The following is a 21,943-nucleotide window of genomic DNA, read 5'->3' on the forward strand; positions in this document are numbered from 1 at the left end:
ATTGTTTTCCAGCAGCAAATTGGAATTGGCAGGTTAAGCATAGCGGAACGCCGTCCGCTTGAACATTATTTCATCAGGTACAAGGAGAACTTGAGATTCACTTCAAAATAAACCGTTTCCCAATCGGTATTTGATCAATGCTATTTTCCTTTCATTCCTCAAATAGACTTGAAGTTATTCAATAAGTTCGGTTTTGTTACACCAGAAAATGAGTACGAGACAAGTACGTAGATAAAGTGAATGCGAGTTATATTCTCGAAACAAATAAGTGAATACAAATGTAGAAAATAAAGGCTCCCAATTAGGAGCCTTTATTTGTTATTACCTTGTTATCAAGCTGTGCGGTAACGCTCTAATACTTCACCGAGTGAAACCGACGCTTTAGTTAAGTTCGCGACACCAACAGTAGACTGCTCCGCCACTTCTCGAATTGTGCTGGACTGAGTACGGATATCAGCAAGCTCAGAGGCAATATCATTCGCAACCGCACTTTGTTCCTCCGCGGAAGTAGAGATTTGAATGCTCATGTCCATCAATGAACGAGCAGAGTCCGCAATCGCTGTGAAATCTTGACCAATTTCATCGATCAACTGGCTGCTTGTTTGAGCTTGCTTGACCGTTCTGCCAGTAATCGAAGCGATGTTTTGGCTTTCCGATTGCAGCTTCTCAATCATGGCTTGGATTTCTACCGTGGCTTGTTGTGTACGACTTGCCAGCGTTCGGACTTCATCGGCTACAACGGCAAAACCGCGGCCTTGTTCGCCTGCGCGAGCCGCTTCGATAGCGGCATTGAGAGCTAACAGGTTGGTCTGCTCAGAAATCGCATTAATGGTCGTGATGACATCATTAATCTGCGTAGTGTTTTCATTTAAGTTGGTGACTGATGAAGAAGCTTGCTCGATGTAGCTCGACAAGGTTTCGATCTCAGCAATAACGTGCTGTACACGGCTATGGCTCGTTTCTATTTTTTGTGCATCTTGATCCGATTGCATGGTCGCTTGTTGAGAGATGCTCGAAACCTCTTTGGCAGAGGCCGTCATTTCTTCCATTGCGGTTGCGACAGAATCAAGTGTTTGGTACTGGTGCGTAATCTGTGTTTCGCTCAGTTTCATGTCTTGTTCAAATGCAGACGACGTTTCACTTAGCGTATTGGCGTTTTCTTTTACGCTATTGACCAGTTCGCTTAATGTATCCATCGACTTATCTAGTGCGCAGCCAATGGTGCCAAACTCGTCACGGCCAGGGTGAAAGCCCAATCGAGAAGTTAAGTCACCGTCACCAATTTTCTCTGTTGTGGTGCATAGCACCCACAAAGCACCTCCGATGAATGTCGCTACCCAATAGCAAAATACTGCAAACGGCAAAACCCATAGAAAACTAAGAAGGAAAGAGGTAAGGGCGTCGGAGCGCAGGGCGTTGTATTGATTGCCAGCGTGCTCGGTCAATCGAACAAGCTCACCCGCAGAGGTTGTGCCATAAACCGTGGTAACACCATCTGCAAACAAGCTTTTTTGTTGATGGTTAGCTTTTGAGATACCAGTAATTTGATAGATATCTGTGGGATTAGCTTCGATGATGCCATCTAGTTTTGCTTGCACGTTGGCGATAGATTGTTGCTCGAACTGATGCAAATCATTTAGGTATCGGCTTCCTGCTACCGAAGTGAGTGCCACCAGAAATAGGAGGAAAATAACCCACATTTTGTCGTTGATAGACATCTTAATAAATAGTCGGTCTATCGTTCTAAACTCAACTTCTCTCATTGATTACTCCATTAGAGATAAAAGATATTGAACAAATCTATGGGTATATCGAAACAAAATATGCGATGCGAATCAGCAAAATATGTAACGAAGGGTGAGTTTATTTTACAAAATGAGATCTAGGGTCGCCTATAACAGTATGTTATGTCTTTTAATGATAGAAATGTCGATGTAATTCCAGCTATCTAAGTGAAGATGGCAGAGAAGAGTAACGACGCTGCAATCGTTTACTTATGATTATGCTCATAGGTTTTTAAATCTTTACTTTTCGCTGTCATGAATGTGTCATATAAAGTCTATAAAAAGGAGTTGCTGTCACCGAATGAAATAGGAAAGGTGGCAGTAAGTTGAAACCGCAATGTTTCATAGTTTCATAAAGGAGGTCACAATGAGCGACCAATACCAAAACGACGAAAGCCTAGAGCTGCTAGATGCGCTTGAAATTGGCATTATTTTGTCGGAATACGTTGGCTATGACAACGAAAACGAATAGTACCGTTTAGTACTCTCTTCACGTTCTTTTAGACGTTATACTAAGTTCATGAAACACCGAGCCAAGAAGGGCGAAAGACGGTAAATGAACTTTTTAGCCCACCTGCATATTGCAGATCACTGTAATAGCCATTTTATGGGAAACTTGCTTGGAGACTTCGTCAAAGGAGATCCAAGCAAGCTATACGATTCTGACATTACTAATGGCATCAAACTCCACCGCTTCGTTGACCGAATTACCGATCATCACCCTATTGTCGAAGAATGTAAGCCACATTTTAAAGGCGTAGCGAGACGCTTCGCACCAATTGCGCTAGACATGTTTTGGGACCATTGTTTAGCCAAGCATTGGAATGATTTTCATCAAGAGTCGTTAGACGACTTTGTCGAGTTCGCATTTAAAAAAGTAGACAAAGATGTTCACGAACCGCTTCCTGCGCGTTTTATGTTATTGCATCAACGCATGTGGCGGGGCGGCTGGCTGCAATCTTATCAAGATCTCTCCAACATCGAGTTTGCACTGCATCGGATGTCTCAGCGAAGCCCGAGAATGGCTGACTTGACGACTACGTTTGAGGTGTTAGATGGTGAATACGCAGCCTTAGAGGCGAATTTCTCAGAGCTTTATCAAGACGTGCTGCGCCAATCACTTGAATTTCACCAACAGCTAAGCAGTTCATAACTTAATCCTTTGGCGTAGAGGTAGTATGGCTATGGCGGCTCTGGTAAACTCTGCGCTCCAAAAATTATGAGGTTTATCATGTCCGTTAATTTTGCTGATCTTGGCATTGAACAACAGTTAGTCGAAACGTTGAACAATATGAATATTGTGACGCCAACGCCAGTCCAAGAAAAATCGATTCCCCACGTACTGGCAGGCAAAGATCTTCTTGCGGCTGCGCAAACGGGTACCGGTAAAACGGCGGCATTTGGTTTGCCGATTATTCAGGCGGTACAGCAAAAGAAACGTAATGGCACACCTCACGCTCTCATCCTAGTTCCGACTCGTGAATTGGCGCAGCAAGTGTTTGACAATTTAACGCAATACGCGGAACACACGGATCTACGTATTGTTTGTGTGTACGGCGGTACAAGTATTGGCGTGCAAAAGAACAAGTTGGAAGAGGGCGCGGATATTCTTATTGCTACGCCGGGCCGATTGTTAGACCACTTGTTTAACGGCAACGTAAACATTTCTAAAACTGGCGTGTTGGTGCTTGATGAAGCTGACCGAATGTTGGACATGGGTTTTTGGCCTGATCTGCAACGCATTCTTCGTCGATTACCGAATGACAAACAAATCATGCTGTTTTCTGCGACGTTTGAAAAACGCATTAAAACCATCGCTTACAAACTGATGGATTCTCCTGTTGAGGTGGAAGTGTCTCCAGCGAATACAACGGCAGAAACGGTTAAGCAGATGGTGTATCCAGTTGATAAAAAGCGTAAGCGTGAGTTGCTAGCGTATTTAATTGGTTCACGAAACTGGCAACAAGTACTTGTTTTCACTAAAACCAAACAAGGTAGCGATGAGCTTGCAAAGGAGCTCAAACTGGATGGTATTAAAGCGGTTTCGATTAATGGTGATAAATCGCAAGGTGCTCGCCAGCGTGCACTTGATGAATTCAAGCAAGGTAAAGTTCGAGCCCTGATTGCGACAGACGTGGCGGCTCGCGGTCTAGATATTCAAGAGCTTGAACAAGTGGTGAACTTTGATATGCCATTTAAAGCCGAAGACTACGTACATCGTATTGGTCGTACTGGCCGCGCGGGTAAATCCGGTTTGGCCGTTTCATTAATGAGCCGAGATGAAGAATATCTGCTTCGTGCGATCGAAACGTTGTTAGACCAGCGTTTGCCTCAAGAGTGGCTAGAAGGATTCGAACCAAGTCTAATCGAAGAGGTAGAACCTGAGCGTGATGGTGGCGGTCGTCGTAAGAGTCGTTCGTCAGAAAAGCGCAAACTAAAAGCAAAACTCGCGATTCATAAAAATCGTGGCAAGCACCGCAAGTAATCCAGGTATTCAAAGGCAGCAGTGCTTAACAAGACGATCTTAGGCCGTTTTGGCCTCTTCGTACATTTCTAGGGTTTGAGGCATCGCAAGCAAGTAGCCTTGGTACATATCGAAACCGAGTTTTTTCATTAAGTTAAGTTGATGCTCGGTTTCAATTCCCTCGATAACGGTTTTTGAACTCAGTTCTTTCGCGAGCGCTAACGCTTCTATTAACGCAGAAAAATCCCCGTCTTCGTATTTCAATAGCAGTGAACGATCCATCTTAATGATGTCTGGTCGAACGCATTTCACTCGCTCGATGGTTGAGGCATTAATGCCGTAGTCGTCAATAGCAAGTTTAAAGCCTCCGTCACTCAGTTCTTTCGTCGCTTTGTACAGAAAGGACTCATCGCCTGCGCTTAATTCAACTAACTCCATCACGATTTGTTCTCGACACAAATCCGCCTCACAAATCACTTGCTTCAGTAAATGGCTGTATGAAAGGTCTTTCGCTAGCATTTCTGCAGCTCTGGGAAGCACATTAAGAAAGAGCTTTTTATTGCGGTAACGAGATTGCCCAAAGTTTTTGATGTGAATAAGGCGACTAAGTCGCTCGACATTAAGTTGAACATGTTCAGAGATGGAAGGAGATTGGAAAAAGAGATCCGGACGTATCATAGAACCATCAGCAGTGCTGATTCGCACTAAGGCTTCCAAGCCGATGATGGAAAGATCCTTTTTATAAATGGGTTGGAAGACACTGCGAAGTGTCAACTCCTCATATTGCGCGATGTACTGCCCATCTACTTGTTTAGAAATGCAGCCAAGAAGCTGCGAGATGCTCATCATTATTACGACAACCTAGATCAATGGTTTTTGATTGGTGTTACATGGACACCAACTTTGATTTCAGTAGTCAGAATCTAATTGGGCTAGGCCATATGAGGCAAGAGGGTTAATACGAGATGATTAGATTTATCGAGCCGTATCAAACAAATGTATGAATAGACTGATAATCTACCTGTTGCAATTTGATACTACCACTGTAATACGGCGTACAACTGCAAGTACTTTCGAACCAGTTGTTGTTTGTTAGAACGACGCAAAGGGTGGCCAAATTTGATGTAACAAGGGCTGATATCAAAGCGTGTATCAAGGGATTGAGTGAGCTGAGATTCACTGGTGTAAAGAGTGATGCCTTGCTCAGTATATTCATTGATTTGATCCGGCAATTCGCCCATCCACCAATGGAGCAGTTCTCGGCTGGTTTTACTGCGACTGATCCAATGATCGCAAACAAGGAAGAGCAGGTCGTTAGGTTGCAGCGCGTAGCCATACTCGCTTTGCCATTCGGTTATTGAAGACAACAAGTTTTCGCGACACGATTTACCGGCACTGACCATGTGATGGCTTAACACCCAAACCGTTCCAATCTCAGAAGAAATGCGATAGTGGTGAGGTAGGTCTGGAGCGTCGAGTACTTCAATCGGTTTTACGATGCTGTTGTAACCAAAATGACGGAAGGTGTGTTCCATACGGCGAGAAAATGCAAGACCAAGATGGTGTTCACTCATACCTTGGTTATGTACCGCAGGATAATGCTTCTCACACAGTTTAAGACAATCGTCCTGAAAATCATTGACACTTTGGATCACTAGGTCGAGTAGCAAAGAATATCCCTTAATGGTTAACAAAACGAACCGCAAAAGGTTAGCATAGTCTTTTCAGAATAGACTAATTTAGATCGGCAACTTCTTGATCTAAACACCAAAATTAGAAGCAATACGAATTTGGGGTGATTAAAGGCTACACAATCGAGACGAAACTCGATTATTTCGTAACGGTTAGCGAAATCCCCATTAAGCCGCACTAAAAGGAACACGCATGATTAAGTTAGAAAGAGCCCAAAAAGAAACATTAGCGTCGGCAATTCAAGATTATATGCAGGATGAACTCAGCATTGAGATTGGCCAGTTTGACAGCGAATTTCTGATAGATTTTATTACCGATAAACTAGGCGCAGTCTATTACAACAAAGGCGTTGAAGATGCGAAGGCCGTGATAGAACGTCGAATGCTTGAAATGTCTGATGAGCTTTACGAGATAGAGCAAGAAGTATCAATTTAAGCTTTTGCGCATTCAATACGCCAAAGTTCCTTCAAAATTTTCGAACAAGTTGATAGATACGGTGCGATTGGCTGGATGTAAAGGATGGTAAATAATCTGTTTCATATAAGGTAAATAGGTTAATGTTGTGTTTCTTGCTCAACATTAACTTAGGAATATATCTAGGAACGTGAGATGGAAACACTGGTAAAAAGCTATAACCTGCCTGCTCGAGTAATGCACTGGCTTTCTGCGCTTTGCATTATTGGTCTGTTTGCTGTGGGTTTGTGGATGGTCGACCTTAGCTATTACAGCGAATGGTATCGAACTGCGCCACATTATCATCGCTCTGTCGGTATTCTTCTGGTCATTCTTACTGTGGGTCGCATCGTGTGGAAGCATGTTACGGCGTCACCAAAAGTAGAAGGCAGTCGATTTGAAGTCGTCGCAGCTAAAGCGGCACACGGTGTGATGTATCTATTACTTCTCACAATCTTTGTTTCAGGTTACCTCATCTCTACATCTGATGGTCGCGGTATTGAAGTATTCAATTGGTTTACTGTACCCGGCGCAGGAGAATTATTTTCTGGTCAATCAGACATCGCAGGTGAAGTTCACTTCTATGCAGCTTGGGCTGTGATCCTAATTGCAGGTTTACACGCTGTCGCTGCGCTCAAACATCACTTTATCGATAAAGACAACACATTAAGAAAAATGTTAGGAGCTTCAAAATGAAAAAGTCACTCTTCGCTACAGGACTAGCAATCGCTATGGCACTGCCTTTAGGTGCTCAGGCTGCAGACTACGTTATCGATACGAAAGGTGCTCACGCGTCTATCAACTTCAAAGTTAGCCACTTAGGTTACAGCTTCATCAAAGGTCGTTTTAATACTTTTTCTGGTGACTTTTCTTTTGATGAAAAAAACATTGCTGACTCAAAAGTAAACGTAGTAGTAGACACCACAAGCTTAGACTCAAACCACGCTGAGCGTGATAAACACATCCGCAGCGGCGATTTTATTGATGCTGGCAAATACAGCGAAGCGACTTTTAAGAGCACGAAAGTGGTTGATAAAGGTAATAGTAAGCTAGACGTAACGGGTGATCTAACGCTACACGGTGTGACTAAGCCTATTACTATCGAAGCAGAGTTTGTTGGCGCAGGTAACGACCCATGGGGTGGTGAGCGTGCTGGTTTTGTTGGCACAACTCGTCTAGAGCTTACTGATTTCGATATCCCAGTAATGGGTTCATCGAGCTACGTTGATATGGAACTGCATATCGAAGGCGTGAAGAAGTAATTAAGCTTTGAATAAATGAAAGCGCTCTTGGTTTCAAGAGCGCTTTTTTATTGGTGCCATGTAACGCTGTTAGTTTCTAACAATTAGCGTTTTGTTATTGTTCGTTCGTTCTTTATTGTTTAAGCAGTTTCTAGTGCTTTATCTTCAACAAGGTTTAGTCGCTCACCGAATACTGGACGTAGGGCTTTAAGGACTTCTTGGCGAGTAACAACACCAACCATTTGACCATTTTCAAGAACCGGCAATACTTGCGGTTTGCTAACCTTCATGCTTTTCGCTCGTTCTTCTAAAGATAGAGAAGTTAGACGAGTTGCAATCCCCATGCTGCTTGTTGGGTATAGTTGCTCTTTGTCGATGCATAGGAACTCGACCACATCCACCAAACGATCGCTAGCATCAATTGCAACGACATCACGACTCATCAGATCAACCACTTTTTGATCTTTCACTGGGATGTAATCTTGACACCACAGTTCAACCATCACGTCGTGTGCAGAGAAGAAACCAACTAAACGATTGTGGAGATCCACCACTGGTGCGCTTGTTAGATTGTTGTCTAATAGAGTATCAAGAGCTGCGGCTACAGGCATTTCCACGCTGAGTGTAACCGGTTTTGGATTCATGATGTCCTTTACGAAAGATGCGTTTTTCATTGTGATTTCCTTAACTGACGATAACTGAGTTGTATTTGTGATAGATGAAACATTGGCTGCTTTTAACTCTGGGCGGCGGTAGATACACCAGTTAGCCAAACCAACGAGTACCGCGCCACCGACGATGTTGCCAAACGTCACTGGAATTAAGTTCGCACTAATAAAGTGTGCGACATTTAAATCCGCATATTGGGAAGCCGGTACACCAACAGATGCCCAAAATGATTCAGGGGCAAAATTGGCAATAACGATGCCTAGTGGGACCATAAACATGTTTGCCACACAGTGCTCAAAGCCACTGCTGACGAACATCGCAACTGGAAGAATGGTCATAAGCGCTTTCGTCATTGCGTTTGCAGAACTAAACGTCAACCAAATTGCAAGACAAACCAGTAGGTTACATAGAACGCCCAAAGCAAAGGCTTGAAGCAATGTATGGTGCAGTTTGTGTTGTGCGATATTAAGAGCATTCAACCCCCATTGGCCTGCATCCATTTGGTACAAACCTGCCGCAGTCACAAGAGCAAGCAAAAACATTGCGCCGATGAAGTTACCCACGTAAACCTTGCCCCAAATCGACAACATTTTGCCGAAAGAGATTTGTTTGTTTGCCCATGAGATGCTGGAAAGCACCGAACTGGTAAACAGCTCACCACCGCAAATAACGATAAGGATTAACCCCATACTGAAGGCGATACCACCGGCTAAGCGGCTTAAACCCCAACCTGTATTCGCACTGCCAGTTGTCACTGTGATGTAAAACAAAAATGCCAAACCGATAAACGCACCAGCCATTATTGCAAGGCCAAGTGTAATGCTGCTGGTTTTGTTTGCTTTACTTAATGCGAATTTCTCCGCCTCAGCCATCATCTCTTTAGGAGAAAAGTCCTGGTGAGTTTGAGAACTGGTCACCGCCATAATGACTCCTTAGTTTGTGGTTCCATAAAAAGCTCCTTGATTTATTAGCTCAAAAATGAATTGTTGTTTTTGTTTTGCGGTGTTCCCGAACCGCATATCCAGAATAGGGCGGTCAGTAGTACAGGTAAAATTGATAATATTTAGAAATCTCATCAAATTATTTGATAAGTTTTTAGCGCGGAGTAAAATGAACTCTATTGCTTATTGGGGCATGTTTTTGAGGTTGTGAGAGTATGGGAATACTCGCCCATGATGGAGGACACTTTGCGCTACTCTCTTAAGCAATTAGCGGTTTTCGACGCAGTTGCAGATACCGGCAGTGTAAGCCAGGCCGCAGACAAACTGGCTCTGACACAATCGGCGACAAGTATGTCGCTCGCGCAGTTAGAAAAAATGCTTGGCAGGCCTTTATTTGAAAGGCAAGGTAAGCAAATGGCCTTAACACATTGGGGGATGTGGTTAAGGCCAAAAGCAAAGCGTTTATTGCAAGATGCCTTGCAGATAGAAATGGGATTCTATGAGCAACATTTGTTAAGCGGAGAGATCCGTCTTGGTGCGAGCCAAACACCAGCAGAACACTTGGTGCCTGACCTTATCAGTATCATTGATAACGATTTTCCTGAGATGCGAATCTCGCTAGGCGTACAAAGTACGAAAGGGGTTATCGATGGAGTATTAGATTACAAATACGATTTAGGCATTATTGAAGGACGTTGTGACGATAACCGTTTACACCAAGAAATCTGGTGTCGTGACCACCTTACTGTAGTCGCAGCTTCTCATCATCCTTTTGCTCGTAACCCTTCAGTCAGTTTAGCTCAATTAGAGCAGGCGAAATGGGTGTTGCGTGAGCATGGCTCAGGTACTCGTAAAACCTTTGATAGCTCCATTCATCATTTGATTGAAGATTTAGATGTATGGCGTGAGTATGAACACGTTCCTGTGTTGCGCAGCTTGGTGGCTAACGGACAATACTTAACTTGTTTGCCATATTTGGATGTTGAACGTTACATTGAGGCTGGACGTTTAGTCGCGCTAAACGTACCAGATCTGAAAATGGAGCGCACATTGTCCTTTATTTGGCGTGCGGATATGGCCGAAAACCCGTTGGTCGATTGCATCAAGCGTGAAGGTTTGCGCATGATGAAGGGCAAACCATCCGTCTTATAGGTACTATCAATTTTAATGGGCTCTGCATTGCAGAGCCTTTTTTATTTCTTTTATTCGTCCATCTCTGTTCTTGTTATTTTCTAAATCTGTTGATTTATCGGTTGCGTCAAATAATTTGTGTAAAACATGAAACAAAAGGTGATATTGTTGTGATCATTATCACCGATAAACTGGCGCGATGTGCCTAGTATTGGTTCTTGATTTCAATGTATGAAGGCAGTTATCAAACCAAAAGGGTGCGATAGTCGCCGAGCAGGTACGAATACCATGACAACACTTTTAGCTATCTCTATTACTACTGGGATTCTGTCCGGCGTTTGGGGTTGGATTGCCATTTCTCTTGGCCTTTTATCTTGGGCAGGCTTTTTAGGCTGTACAAGCTACTTCGCAGCTCCAACGAGTGGATTAAAAGGTTTAGCGACAAGCTTAATTACTAACTTGACCGGTGTATTCTGGGCAATGGTAATTATTTATGGCTCCACTTACGCAGGTTTAGAGATCTTGGGTTATGTGATCACAGCTGTTGTAGCGTTTTTCATGTGTATTCAAGCGAAACAGGCTTGGCTAGCGTACATTCCTGGTACTTTCATTGGTTCTTGCGCGACATTCGCAGCAGATGGCAATTGGCAACTTGTTGTTCCATCGCTTGTATTCGGTGGCGTATTTGGCTACTTAATGAAAGCAACAGGACTTTGGTTACATGCGAAATCAACCGCTACTTCTTCTTCGCTCGCTGAGCAAGCACAGTAGTGAACCCCCGATCTAATTTGTATCCGCTGTGTATTGAGCTTTATCCCTCTCAATACAGTTAATCAAAATTAATGATATTTGATACAAGCACACTAAATTAGTGTGCTTTTTTTTTTGCCTAAATTTTAAGGGGATAGCGCAGTGCTATCCCCAAAGACTATTTAAATGGAAAACGAGTAAATAGATATATAACGCTTAAGTATTCCCGCTTGCCATAGTAACGATGCGTTTTAAAGTCCAACGCAACAGCACAGGGATACATTCCATACCTTTCTCTTCGCAGTGAGACACAATGGCTAGAGCCAAATCGGGCTTCGCATGTTTTTTCAAAACGCGGTTAACCACTTTCTTCGCCGGAATTGGATGGTCGTGAGGGACTTTGATCATGTCCTTAAAGAAAAGCTCGAAACCATGATTATAAAGAAAATGCTCGATGTCCCGATCGGGCAGTTCAGTGAGCCTATGGCGCTCTTGATCATGCCCAAGCTGCGCTCTTACTGTGTGGGCGTATTTTTTACCCGCAGGGTCACCATCGGTAACCACATGCCAATCGATACCGAACTCTTTGGCAACTTTTATTAATGAACGTAAGCCAGATTGTGCAAATTCGACAATCTGAACCCCTTCAGCGGCGAGATCGTATCCACATTGTCTTGCCAATTCATTAAACAACCAAACCTCAGTTTCGCCTTCCACTAATAGCCAGCAGCGCGCAAACAAAGCGCCAGCGCGATGAAAACGAATGTGGAAACCAATTCGTCTTAGCTCGTCACCACCAAACTTAGACGTGTTTAGACTCTTCGCGATAGTTTTGTCGGACAGACGGATAAGCCTACGGATGGAGTAGAGCGGTACGGAACCAAGCAAACTGCCACTGTTCGTGGTTAAGATTTTTTGCATTGGCAAAAGTTGAAGCAACGACCAAGCTCGAGCTAAATGCGTTGGGTGTAAACGACCTTCTGGATCTTCGATGATCAAAATAGGCCGCGCGCAACGTCTTAAATCCGTCGGCCCTTTGGCTTGGAGATATGCATTAAGCAACCCCATTAAGAGCAAGCGACTTTGCTTATCGTTGGTCTCTTTCAGGTATTGGCTCAATCCTTTATCAGAAGATGGGCTAGTGTAGAATAATCCGTCTCTCGGCTTTCTAGGGTTGCCTTTACTGATGCTACGAAACGCAAAATAGTGCTCGACCAACGTTTTCATGGCATCGAGGCTGCTTCGAATTTCTCCTTTGTTTACGTGACCCGGCATCGCCAACAAACGTCGACAGGTGTTGTTGATACGTTTTTCGATACGCGCGTTTTTGCTGTCACCATTAATGTGTGTCGGACGAGGAAAGCGACGAGAGTCCCTTAATCGAATGACAGGGTGCAACGTCATCAACTCAACCGCTAATTTTTCTGAATGGTGAATCTGTTTCGGTTTGCCATCACGGTCAAGAAACGCGTATTTGGTTGTGATGTCATGAGCAACGCGAGAGGCACTGATTCGATAATAAATGACATGTTCACCATCTTCTGTTGTGCACCAAGCGGGTTTGATGCGGCGATAACGACCAGCGTTTGCTTCATGTTTATCTTGTGCTTTGAAGCAGACAATAATTTGGATGTGTTGAGACTGAGGGTGAGAAATGGAGTAGTCGACGTGGAAATCTTTCAGTTCGAACTCATATAGACTTCCGTTGGCTGGTAACGCAATAGATAGGGCGTCGAGCAATGAAGATTTGCCCCACGTATTCTCACCAATGAGGGTAGTGAGTTCATCAAAAGAGAGTGAAAGGCGTTTGATGCCTCTAAACCCGGAGATTTCGATGCGTTCTAGTCTCATCTCAATCCTCCTTGCAATTATTTGAATTATAGAGAGTTATTTTGCTACTCCTAAGCATATATGAATTCGAAATTTTTGAGTTAAGCTCAGTTCACAAAATTACGAGAGCCTCCTATTGAATAGAGACCGCGACAAGCGTAAGTTGCTTTCAATTGAACGACAGACAGCATCATGATCACGTAAACGTGAAATCAAAAATTCACAGTTTCATAAAATTCATGATTCTGTCATGATTCACTTCTTATTATTATAAGGAATGAAAAGAGAGAAGATGAAAATGAATAAAAATCATAAGCCAGTAAGAATCAAACTGGCACACATCAATGACACTCATTCCTACTTTGAGCCAACGTCATTACAGCTAAAACTCAAAATCAACAAAGACCTCATATTAGAACCTTATGTTAGTGCGGGAGGATTCTCACGAATTGCGACTCGAGTTGAACAGCTACGTGATGATGCACAGCGTCAAGGGCAGGGAATGTTGTTCCTTCATGCTGGCGACTGCTTCCAAGGCACGCTCTATTTTTCCTTATTTAAAGGTAAAGCGAACGCCGATTTGTTGAACGCCTTGAATATTGATGCCATGGCATTGGGAAACCACGAGCTCGACATGGGGAACGAACCGGTTGCACTATTTTGTCAGCGTACCAATTTTCCGCTGCTCGCAGGCAACTGGGATCTGTCCAATGAGTCAAAAAACAAAGCGCATCGACTAAGCGACTGTAACAACGTACTGAGCTATCAACCGGATTCACGCAGTGCGCAATACCTTGTGAAAGAGTTTAACGGTGTAAAAGTCGCTATTTTTGGTTTGTCCATCGATAAAATGAGCGATATAGCAAACCCTGACGCCGATACGCCATTTATGACTGCAATTGAAACCGCGAAAGAGACAGTCGCACAAATTCACAACGATGGAATCAAAAACATTATCTTGCTTAGTCATCTTGGTTACGAGGGCGACTTAGAACTTGCAGAGCAAGTAGAAGGCATCGGTATCATCGTGGGTGGTCATAGCCACCGTTTGCAAGGTGACTTTACTGCGATTGGTTTGGGTGAAGATGATCCTTATGGTATCAAAGTAAATGGAACCTACGTTGTGCAAGCCGGTTTTCATGCTCTGACCATGGGCCATTGTGTGCTTGAGTTTGACGAGAATGGCCAAGCAACCATGTTGAATGGTCAAAATGAATTACTGTTAGGGCGCCGTATTTTCTGGGATTCAACATTGAATCAACAATTGGACCAAGGCGTATTTGAAACCGCTTGTGATTTTATTCACGGCCAACCAAATGTTGTGGTCTGTAAGAAACACCCAGAAACTCAAGCTATTTTGAGAGATAAATACATACCTCGCGTGCGTGCCTTGCAATCGCAGGTGATCGCTCATGTGGAAAGCAAAAAGCGTCATGTCCGTATTCCGGATGAGCTAGGCGGAAGTGAACTTGCCGGTGCGGTCGCTCGTTCTTTCCTTCATAGTTTAAATAAACGCGGGCACAACGTTCAATTTGCAATTCATAATGCAGGTGGCGTTCGTACTTCACTCAATCCAGGTGATATTACAGTGGCAGATGTTGCCGGACGATTATTGCCTTTTGCCGTACCGATCGGGTTTTACGATGTGAAAGGTGCGGTTATTCGTCGAGCTCTAGAAGGTGCAATCAATAACGCACTAAACAACGGCGTAGAAGGTACTGGGTCAGGCAGTTACCCATATACGTACAATCTGAACTTTGACTATCAAGCCGATGCGCCAAAAGGTGAGAGAGTCCAACGATTAGAAATATTTGATGGATACCGATGGGTAAAGGTTGATGATGACACTTGGTATCGTGGCAGCTCTTCGGCTTACACGATGAAAGGCAAAGAAGGCTATGAAGCCCTGCTTGATATGAAAGGCGAGGGTTGTGTGAGTAACTTATCAATGGCAGATTGCTTTATTGAACTACTTACAGATGAGCCTAACTGTTTGAACGAAAGTCACAAACTTTACTCTCAACAAAATCGTTAATCATTCTTGGTATTGATTTTGCTGTACTTTCCACACTACATGCGAGTGAGAGGGTGGGTGGAAAGTATGTGGAAAAAAGACTGGGCAGACGCCGCGGTGGTCATTGCGTGGGTAGCCGCTTGGTCCATGCTTGTGTATTTTGTGCCGCTAAATGGGCTATAAAGAACAAAGAGCAATAAGAGGGAGCACTGGTCAGTGCTCCTTTTTCTTTATATTCACATGCTTGATGGACTGCTGGCGATTAAATGCATTGATTTTATTGATAGGGAATTTTTGTTGGAAATCAGAATGATCAGGCGTATGATGGCGGCGTTTGGGGAGTAGTTAGCGCAAGTTTACTTATCGTCATCTCGTTAAGCGATCGCTTATCCGGTAAGTAAAGGTGTCTGATTGAACATTCAATCTTGGCACTTCAACGAGACCAACGCATTCATTGATTAGCAGACACATGGGTAATGTGACTGCTGGTTTGTATTGTTTGCGGAAGGTCACCAAACCCTGCTGTCCTTCCGTGTGGGAGGAAGCATGTCTCTTATCGAAAATACCACCCAGTTAAGCCAATCTGTTCTATTTCAAGAATCACTGACAATGTATGGTGCATTCGGCCTTTTCACACTCGTTTTGGTTGCGCTTGATATCTATCAAACCCGAGGCGGTGCCATTACGATGCAAAAAGCCATCGTTTGGAGCATATTCTGGTTCTTACTCGCGTTTCTTTTTGCAGGTTCCATCTATTTCTTTTGGGACGTTTACGCTCCTCATAGTGCTTACAGCAATGAGAAAGCGACCGTGTCATTCCTAACTGGTTACTTGCTCGAAAAGTCGTTAAGCGTTGATAACTTATTTGTCTTCGCCATCATATTTGCCCAATACAAAGTGCCAGAGCATCTTCGTCCTCGCGCGTTGCTGTGGGGTGTGATTGGCGCGTTGCTTCTGCGTGCAATTATGATTGCTGTCGGCGCGCAGCTTCTCGCCCAATACCATTGGGTACTCTACCTATTTGCGGCGTTCCTAATCTGGACAGGCATTAAGCTTGCTCGCGACAAAGGTGAAGAGGAAGAAGTGAACCCATACCCAGAGCAAGTGATTCGTAAATTGCTGCCTGTAACAGATGATTATCAAGGCAATCATATGTTCTTGAAGCAAGCAGGGAAGTGGGTTGCGACGCCAATGTTAATTGTAGTAGGCGTGATCGCCGTGATGGATGTGATGTTTGCACTCGATTCAATTCCGGCTATTTTTGCGGTCACTCGCGAGCCATTCTTGGTGTTAGCGGCTAACGTATTCGCGTTGTTAGGCTTACGCTCGCTGTACTTCGTGCTGCAAGCGATGCTGGACAAGTTTATCTACTTAAAACCTGCGCTCTCTGTGATCATGATGTTTATCGGTGTGAAGATGCTATTGGTCGGAACGGAATACGAAATCCCAACGATTTGGTCGTTGACGTTCTTGATTCTAGTAATGACTTCCGCGGTAGTTGCGTCGGTGTATAAGAACAAAGAAAACAGTCGTTCTCGAGTTAATATTACTAATCAAAAATATTGATAACCGGATTTTTGAAAAGATATTTTTAGTATTGATTTGTTAAAGATTTGTTACTTAAAAGCTTGGAGTTATCCCTGTAACTCCAAGTTATTCAAGCAAAGTAGGTGGCTTTTGAATTTTTATGCAAAAAGTGGACATTTCTAGCTTGTAGCAATGTGAATGATTTGTTTTATTAGAAAAACTAATTTGGTTGGTCAAATTTTGTCATTTTTTAAACAGTGAGGAAGTGACTACTATACAACCAACAAAACATATTACTGCTTTTAAAGAGAGGCAATCATGGCACAAGCAATGCAAATGACAAATGTAGCTTTACCAACCTCTATGGATAAGAAAACCTACGCGGTTAACTTCAAAGGATTGATTGCTCACTTACTCGACATTCTTTTTGTAGATAACTCTGCTCCTCGCAGCTACTACGCAGAAGATTTGTCAGCTCACATTCAAAAAGATATCGGTATGTACCGTTAATCTGAACACTGTGAAAAAATAATGCCAGCTTAGTCGCTGGCATTTTTGTATTTGCTGTTTCAAATGGACCTGATTCAAACGCATGGGTTAGGGGGCCTTCCGAAGCACAAACAAAAACGGGGTTCCAACTGGAACCCCGTTTTATACAAAAGTAACTAAAATTACTTCTTACGGCAGTACTCTGCGATCACGTACATTGACTGACCACCGTTTGCCTTACCTGAAATCAGTTTAGGGTCATCACCAAGGCTGATACCGCGAATCACAGTACCTTGCTTAATTACTTGGTTTGTACCTTTAACTGGTAGATCTTTGATTACTGTTACATCGTCACCTTTCTTAAGTTCAGTGCCGTTGCAGTCAACAGTTTTGTCATCAGCAGACATACCTGTCATTGCCCAGTTCTTTTGCTCTTCTTCCATGTACATCATGTCAAGAGCGTCTTGAGCCCAGCTTTCAGAGTTTAGGCGAGTTAGTTGGCGCCATGCAGTTACTTGTACCGCAGGAACCTGGCTCCACATGCTTTCGTTCAGACAACGCCAATGGTTAATGTCTTTAGGTTCTTCGATCTCGCTGTGGCATTTGTCACATACCATGATAGCGGTATCAACTGTTACGTTACCGTGTGGTGGTACAGCGTAAGCAGTTAATGGAGATTCAGATGAACACAGTTCACATTTTGACTCGCAGCGTGCAAGCAGAGTAGCTTCGATAGACATAAGGACTCACCTTAGTAATGTTATTTTGTGGCGGTATTATCCACTTTATCCTGAGAAATAAAAGGGTGTTAGCGAATTAAAGCCGAGATTTTACAATATTCCAACCTGATTAGGTGAAAGATGTAAAACAATCGCTAAATAAATAATATTTGGAATATAAAAGAAGTGGTCAATTACCTTGAGTTATGAATTGTTGTGTGAATTATTCAACACTATTTTGAGTGCGAAAAATAAAAAACCCAGCCTAAGCTGGGTTTTTTCGATGGATGAATGGTCGATTATTTCAGTACTGTTGTATCTGAAACATCACTCAATGCGTTGTCCATCAAGAAGTCTGCGTTTTCTTTTTGCATTTCAGCATGATGATTGACATCGGCAAGTGTGCCTGATGGCGACGCAAACGTACTGTGTGAAGCAATAGCGTTGAATTGAACAAAGCTTGACGTCGCAGCGACCGCTGTATTTAAGCTATTAACCTCAGTTAAGCCCAATTTCTTGGCTAACGGCTCTGTACCTGCAAATGGAGCGTTCGCAACGTTATTCGGTACCGTCTTATCACCTTCAACTTCTGTCATCAAGAATGGTGTAGTTAGAGTGCCTGAAGCAACTAGGTCTGCGGCATTAGTAAATGGATCTACAGTATCAAGCGTGGTTTGCGCTGCGTAGATGAACTGTGAGAAACCAGCACTCAGAGCTGCAAGCTGTTCCGGCGTCGCTAAACCTTCAAAGACCTCGTAACATGCTTTGTCATCTAACTGAGCACATTGCGCGTCAGCGTAAGACTTGTAATCCGTTGATGCTGCATAAGCAAGGTTGTGCTTGATTTGCGGACCAAAGTCTGAAGAACCCAACAATAGATTGCCGATTTGGCCACCAGAGTTCTGAATAGAGGCCGCGCTAAATGTATACAATGCATCAGCAGTAGGGCTACCTAGCGTGTTGTTTGCAACAGCAACCGCAGACGTACCAACAATACCGCCTAGTGAGTGACCTAGCATTTTCACTTGAGAGCCCATCATCGGGTTAAAACCTTGAAGAGGGCCTCCAGCCAATAGGCCGCCTTGCTCTGATACTACTAAACTAGCACGTAAGCCCAATACATCCAGCACGCTTTGACGAAGGTTATCACGCGCTACAGCAAGGTTAGAAAGGTTCAAGTAAGCAAGAACGTTCGCATTTGCCGATCGTTGTTCGTCTAGGCTACGTGTACCGTGGATTGGAAGATCGATAGCGATAACAGCTACGCCAGCCTGCACCATATTAAAAGCAAATGCATACGCGTTTTCTTTCGCTGAGGTGATACCGTGTTGGTAGATCACCACGTCTTTCGCTACACCATTTTGAGGAGTAAACAGTAAGAACTCGACATTTTCTAAAGACTTAACCTCAGGAACAGGAGAGTAACGAGTAATAACTCGCTCACTATCCAGCTGTGTGCCGTCGTTTAAGTACAGTTTCGAGCCTACCAGTTTTAGCTGCTCTGTTGGATCTGTTGCCAGCTTGCTAACGTCTACAGGAGAGCTTGCGAAAACGCCAGAAGAAAGTTGCTGAACCATGTTCGCTTGTTCTGCTGGATCGGTAAGTGCTGCGTTTAGCTTCGCTAGGCTTGGCATCGCAGACACCATCGGTTGCATGTTCCAGTTTGCGCCTTTTTCAAGGTAGTGTGGCAGTCTTACTTGACCCTGAGTAACATTCACACTCGCGCCAGATTGCAGGTAAAGACCTTTAATCGCGCTTTTCGCTGCATCTAGGTCACTGACGTATTTATTAAAGTCACTGTCCGAATCTAACGCTGTCATAAAGTCTTGTGTCTCACCAAGCACCATTGTGTACGCAGTAGAAAGGTCGACAGCATTCTCGTTAGTATCATTTTTGTAAATGGCATTTAGCGTGTTCGCGCCAGTAGCAAAACCTGTCGCAGTAACACCTTTAACAGCCGCTAACGTGTCACCTACAGATTGAGTGCTGAACCATGATGAGTAGACAATATCAGCTGGGTTGACTTGCGCTAGACCAAAAATACCTTCGACAGCTTCTGTTACCGCTTGTACGGATGCAAGATCGCCTGATTCGTACTTAACTTGTTTGCTCTTTGCCACCGCGTAGCTTGAAGAGGTGCCAATAGGCTCGCCATTAACGTCGGTTACGTCTTGCGTGACCGCGAAAATGTATTCGCTGGATTCATCAAGAGAATCGGCAAACTGAACATAAAGAGATTTACCATTGGCTTGAACAACGTAATCTTGGTTCTGAACAAGGACTTTTGAAATCGGGTTAGTTTTTCCGTCCCATTCCGTCAAACGCTGGTTGATTTTGATAACTTTAACGCCAGAAGCCAACATGCCAGGAGCGAAGCCATCGCCGTTAAAGTTCAAAACGATAGGCATAGACGTTGACCAACCGTCCATTGTGTTCATTGATGCGCGTGGATTAGTAAGGGCATCATCACCGTTAGTTGGCAGACCAAGCGTACCATCTGACGTATCCATAAGTAGGTAAGAAGGGGCAGGTACGTCTGCGTTTGCACCTTGGATAGTAAAGCTAATTGAAGTGCCACGATCTAGCAATGCTTGAACTTCCGATTCAAACGTTACTTTATCTGTTGTGCCTGAGCTTGATGTGTTGTCGCCACAACCTGCAAGTAGGATCGCAGAACAAAGCAGTGATAGTTTAAACGTATGTTTCATTGGGTTACTCCGAGAATCCTATTATTTGAAGGTGTAGTTCATCTGTACTGCACTGATGTATGCCGTACCTTCTGAATCAAACTTAATTTCTTGACCTGCTGCGTTAGTCTCAGTGAAAGAGCCCGACTCACTTTGTACCAATGCAAAACCAGCATCAAACGATAGGTTGTCATTCATTGCATACGTTAGACCCGCGCTGTACCACATACGGTCACTATCAGGGATACTCAATGTTGCTTCACCCGCTTGCTCGTCATAAGCCAAGCCTGCGCGGAATGTCCACTCTGTGTTTAGCGTGTAAGTTGCACCTACAGAGTAACGGTTGTTGTCTTCATACTTTTCTGGTTTGAAGAAACATACGCCGCCTTTACATTCATTACTGGTCGCTTTTAGTTCTTTAAAAGTGCTCCAGTCAGTTTGTTGCCAACCGTAATGAATCGCCCATTGGTCGTTCAATTGATGGAATGCAGATAGTTCGATAATAGAAGGAAGCGAAATCTTCAAACGACCATCGACTTTTGCTGCGGTTGCGATGCCAGAGTCGTAGCTGCTGAATTCACCATCATCAAAATCTAGATCGACTTTAGAACGGTAGCCAAAGCCAAAACGGTTGTTTTCGTTAAGTTCAAATAGGGCACCGACGTTCCAACCCCATGCGAAAGTCTCACCTTCCATGCCAATTAGGTTATCGGATTTACTGCTACCAGAACCAAATAGCGGCGCCAACGCACCTTTATGACGTGTCAGTTCTGCTTCTGCATAAACTAAGTTGATGCCGCCACCAACACTAAATTTTTCGTTGATGCGGTAAGCAATGTTTGGGTTGATGTTGACCGAAAGTAGCGAGGTGTCGCCAGCCATATCACCCGCAGAAATATCATCTGGATAATCTGTTGCAACACCGTAAGTGGTGAACATACCGATACCCCAAGCCCAGTTGTCATTGATTGGGCTGATGTAATAACCCGCAGGGACCACTTGCAGTGGTGCTACGTCATCAGATTGCTCTTTATGAAGCGTATCGTAAACGTTGACTTCAGGATCAACGATAGAAAGTGCGCCAGAAAACTGAGCTTCTTTGAAAAGAGTCATTGCCGCTGGGTTACGTGCAAGGACGCTGGCATTGTCTGCTACAGCCCCTTCACCTGAGAATGCTCGACCAAGACCAGATGCCGAGTGTTCAGCAACCTGAAAGCCCGCTGAATGGGCATTACACGCAAACAATATTGAAATTGTCAGCAGAGAGCAGTGCTTCTTGTTCATCCTTGACCCTCCTAGGGTGTCATTATGCTGGACCGAAGTCCTTGTAATTGTTGTGTGGTACTAAACAGCAGTTGTGATTGCATTGAAATACAACTGTGATGTAAACGCAATGTTAATTGTATGTTTAATAACTTGTCAAAGTTTGAGCGTATTTGGCGTTTTAAATTTGATGCATACGTCAAACGCCTGCTCGTAAGGGCATGTATTATCGTTATATTTTTTGTAGAAATGGTACGACCAGAATTGTTTTGCAAATCTTATGATTAAA

General features: G+C 43.8%; 18 protein-coding genes. 10 read left to right on the forward strand and 8 right to left on the reverse strand.

Going from position 1 to position 21,943, the window contains the following annotated elements; all coding sequences use genetic code 11:
* Positions 1 to 332: 332 nt before the first annotated feature.
* Positions 333 to 1,763 carry a methyl-accepting chemotaxis protein gene (locus UF05_RS08280; RefSeq protein ID WP_045546025.1) on the reverse strand — a complete coding sequence of 477 codons (1,431 nt, stop codon included), beginning with the start codon at positions 1,761 to 1,763 and terminating at the stop codon, positions 333 to 335.
* Positions 1,764 to 2,340: 577 nt separating this feature from the next.
* Here UF05_RS08280 and UF05_RS08285 point away from each other — a divergent pair.
* Together UF05_RS08285 and UF05_RS08290 are read left to right on the forward strand one after the other, a co-directional pair.
* Positions 2,341 to 2,937 (forward strand): acyl carrier protein phosphodiesterase, encoded by a 597-nt coding sequence (locus tag UF05_RS08285; RefSeq protein ID WP_025633043.1) that lies wholly within the window; start codon positions 2,341 to 2,343, stop codon positions 2,935 to 2,937.
* Between the two features lie 78 nt (positions 2,938 to 3,015).
* On the forward strand, positions 3,016 to 4,269 hold the full coding sequence (locus UF05_RS08290; RefSeq protein WP_025633045.1) for a DEAD/DEAH box helicase: 1,254 nt from the start codon (positions 3,016 to 3,018) through the stop codon (positions 4,267 to 4,269).
* Between the two features lie 39 nt (positions 4,270 to 4,308).
* On the opposite strand, the gene UF05_RS08295 is transcribed toward UF05_RS08290, so the two are convergent.
* Both UF05_RS08295 and UF05_RS08300 read right to left on the reverse strand, forming a co-directional pair.
* Entirely contained in the window at positions 4,309 to 5,097 is a 789-nt protein-coding gene (locus UF05_RS08295) for an EAL domain-containing protein (protein WP_005479139.1), read from the reverse strand.
* Between the two features lie 188 nt (positions 5,098 to 5,285).
* Positions 5,286 to 5,918: a hypothetical protein gene (locus tag UF05_RS08300; RefSeq protein ID WP_025633047.1), complete on the reverse strand. Its 633-nt coding sequence runs from the start codon at positions 5,916 to 5,918 to the stop codon at positions 5,286 to 5,288.
* A gap of 214 nt (positions 5,919 to 6,132) precedes the next feature.
* Between UF05_RS08300 and UF05_RS08305 the strand changes: the two genes are divergently transcribed.
* The 3 genes from UF05_RS08305 to UF05_RS08315 all read left to right on the forward strand — a co-directional run bounded on the left by UF05_RS08305 (position 6,133) and on the right by UF05_RS08315 (position 7,655).
* Positions 6,133 to 6,375 (forward strand): DUF2164 domain-containing protein, encoded by a 243-nt coding sequence (locus tag UF05_RS08305; protein ID WP_005454378.1) that lies wholly within the window; start codon positions 6,133 to 6,135, stop codon positions 6,373 to 6,375.
* Positions 6,376 to 6,549: 174 nt separating this feature from the next.
* Positions 6,550 to 7,089, forward strand: coding sequence for a cytochrome b (locus tag UF05_RS08310; RefSeq protein WP_045546026.1), 540 nt, complete (start codon positions 6,550 to 6,552; stop codon positions 7,087 to 7,089).
* Positions 7,086 to 7,655: a YceI family protein gene (locus UF05_RS08315; RefSeq protein WP_045546027.1), complete on the forward strand. Its 570-nt coding sequence runs from the start codon at positions 7,086 to 7,088 to the stop codon at positions 7,653 to 7,655. Before UF05_RS08310 ends, UF05_RS08315 begins: the two co-directional genes overlap by 4 nt.
* A gap of 119 nt (positions 7,656 to 7,774) precedes the next feature.
* Here UF05_RS08315 and focA read toward each other — a convergent pair whose 3' ends face one another.
* Positions 7,775 to 9,226, reverse strand: coding sequence for a formate transporter FocA (gene focA, locus UF05_RS08320; RefSeq protein WP_045546028.1), 1,452 nt, complete (start codon positions 9,224 to 9,226; stop codon positions 7,775 to 7,777).
* A gap of 264 nt (positions 9,227 to 9,490) precedes the next feature.
* Between focA and UF05_RS08325 the strand changes: the two genes are divergently transcribed.
* A complete protein-coding gene (locus UF05_RS08325) occupies positions 9,491 to 10,396 on the forward strand; it encodes a LysR substrate-binding domain-containing protein (protein WP_005498809.1) in 906 nt (301 codons plus the stop codon).
* Positions 10,397 to 10,663: 267 nt separating this feature from the next.
* A complete protein-coding gene (locus tag UF05_RS08330) occupies positions 10,664 to 11,146 on the forward strand; it encodes a DUF1097 domain-containing protein (RefSeq protein WP_043036141.1) in 483 nt (160 codons plus the stop codon).
* 195 nt (positions 11,147 to 11,341) lie between these two features.
* Here the strand turns inward: UF05_RS08330 and UF05_RS08335 are convergent, their stop codons facing one another.
* A complete protein-coding gene (locus UF05_RS08335; RefSeq protein WP_025633127.1) occupies positions 11,342 to 12,976 on the reverse strand; it encodes an ATP-dependent endonuclease in 1,635 nt (544 codons plus the stop codon).
* A 271-nt stretch (positions 12,977 to 13,247) separates the two neighbouring features.
* Here UF05_RS08335 and UF05_RS08340 point away from each other — a divergent pair, with 271 nt between their 5' ends.
* The 3 genes from UF05_RS08340 (at position 13,248) to UF05_RS08355 (ending at position 17,006) form a co-directional block, all read left to right on the forward strand.
* Positions 13,248 to 14,990: a bifunctional metallophosphatase/5'-nucleotidase gene (locus UF05_RS08340; RefSeq protein WP_045546029.1), complete on the forward strand. Its 1,743-nt coding sequence runs from the start codon at positions 13,248 to 13,250 to the stop codon at positions 14,988 to 14,990.
* A 525-nt stretch (positions 14,991 to 15,515) separates the two neighbouring features.
* Positions 15,516 to 16,535: a TerC/Alx family metal homeostasis membrane protein gene (locus tag UF05_RS08350; protein WP_045546030.1), complete on the forward strand. Its 1,020-nt coding sequence runs from the start codon at positions 15,516 to 15,518 to the stop codon at positions 16,533 to 16,535.
* 279 nt (positions 16,536 to 16,814) lie between these two features.
* Positions 16,815 to 17,006 carry a hypothetical protein gene (locus tag UF05_RS08355; protein WP_005451745.1) on the forward strand — a complete coding sequence of 64 codons (192 nt, stop codon included), beginning with the start codon at positions 16,815 to 16,817 and terminating at the stop codon, positions 17,004 to 17,006.
* Positions 17,007 to 17,167: 161 nt separating this feature from the next.
* Here the strand turns inward: UF05_RS08355 and UF05_RS08360 are convergent, their stop codons facing one another.
* The 3 genes from UF05_RS08360 to UF05_RS08370 form a co-directional block, all read right to left on the reverse strand.
* Positions 17,168 to 17,725 carry a PhnA domain-containing protein gene (locus UF05_RS08360; protein WP_005455388.1) on the reverse strand — a complete coding sequence of 186 codons (558 nt, stop codon included), beginning with the start codon at positions 17,723 to 17,725 and terminating at the stop codon, positions 17,168 to 17,170.
* 278 nt (positions 17,726 to 18,003) lie between these two features.
* Entirely contained in the window at positions 18,004 to 20,412 is a 2,409-nt protein-coding gene (locus UF05_RS08365; protein ID WP_045546031.1) for a VolA/Pla-1 family phospholipase, read from the reverse strand.
* Between the two features lie 21 nt (positions 20,413 to 20,433).
* A complete protein-coding gene (locus UF05_RS08370; RefSeq protein ID WP_045546032.1) occupies positions 20,434 to 21,675 on the reverse strand; it encodes an outer membrane protein transport protein in 1,242 nt (413 codons plus the stop codon).
* Positions 21,676 to 21,943: the final 268 nt, after the last annotated feature.

Origin of the sequence: Vibrio sp. S457-15 (assembly GCF_000960545.1) — a bacterium.
Lineage (GTDB): Bacteria > Pseudomonadota > Gammaproteobacteria > Enterobacterales > Vibrionaceae > Vibrio > Vibrio parahaemolyticus.

Coding starts and splice junctions, on each gene's coding strand:
- UF05_RS08350 (WP_045546030.1), top strand. CDS start 15,516: ATGTCTCTTATCGAAAATACCACCCAGTTAAGCCAATCTGTTCTATTT.
- UF05_RS08285 (WP_025633043.1), top strand. CDS start 2,341: ATGAACTTTTTAGCCCACCTGCATATTGCAGATCACTGTAATAGCCAT.
- UF05_RS08295 (WP_005479139.1), bottom strand. CDS start 5,097: ATGATGAGCATCTCGCAGCTTCTTGGCTGCATTTCTAAACAAGTAGAT.
- UF05_RS08280 (WP_045546025.1), bottom strand. CDS start 1,763: ATGAGAGAAGTTGAGTTTAGAACGATAGACCGACTATTTATTAAGATG.
- UF05_RS08355 (WP_005451745.1), top strand. CDS start 16,815: ATGGCACAAGCAATGCAAATGACAAATGTAGCTTTACCAACCTCTATG.
- UF05_RS08310 (WP_045546026.1), top strand. CDS start 6,550: ATGGAAACACTGGTAAAAAGCTATAACCTGCCTGCTCGAGTAATGCAC.
- UF05_RS08365 (WP_045546031.1), bottom strand. CDS start 20,412: ATGAAACATACGTTTAAACTATCACTGCTTTGTTCTGCGATCCTACTT.
- UF05_RS08335 (WP_025633127.1), bottom strand. CDS start 12,976: ATGAGACTAGAACGCATCGAAATCTCCGGGTTTAGAGGCATCAAACGC.
- focA (WP_045546028.1), bottom strand. CDS start 9,226: ATGGCGGTGACCAGTTCTCAAACTCACCAGGACTTTTCTCCTAAAGAG.
- UF05_RS08340 (WP_045546029.1), top strand. CDS start 13,248: ATGAAAATGAATAAAAATCATAAGCCAGTAAGAATCAAACTGGCACAC.
- UF05_RS08360 (WP_005455388.1), bottom strand. CDS start 17,725: ATGTCTATCGAAGCTACTCTGCTTGCACGCTGCGAGTCAAAATGTGAA.
- UF05_RS08330 (WP_043036141.1), top strand. CDS start 10,664: ATGACAACACTTTTAGCTATCTCTATTACTACTGGGATTCTGTCCGGC.
- UF05_RS08305 (WP_005454378.1), top strand. CDS start 6,133: ATGATTAAGTTAGAAAGAGCCCAAAAAGAAACATTAGCGTCGGCAATT.
- UF05_RS08315 (WP_045546027.1), top strand. CDS start 7,086: ATGAAAAAGTCACTCTTCGCTACAGGACTAGCAATCGCTATGGCACTG.
- UF05_RS08290 (WP_025633045.1), top strand. CDS start 3,016: ATGTCCGTTAATTTTGCTGATCTTGGCATTGAACAACAGTTAGTCGAA.
- UF05_RS08370 (WP_045546032.1), bottom strand. CDS start 21,675: ATGAACAAGAAGCACTGCTCTCTGCTGACAATTTCAATATTGTTTGCG.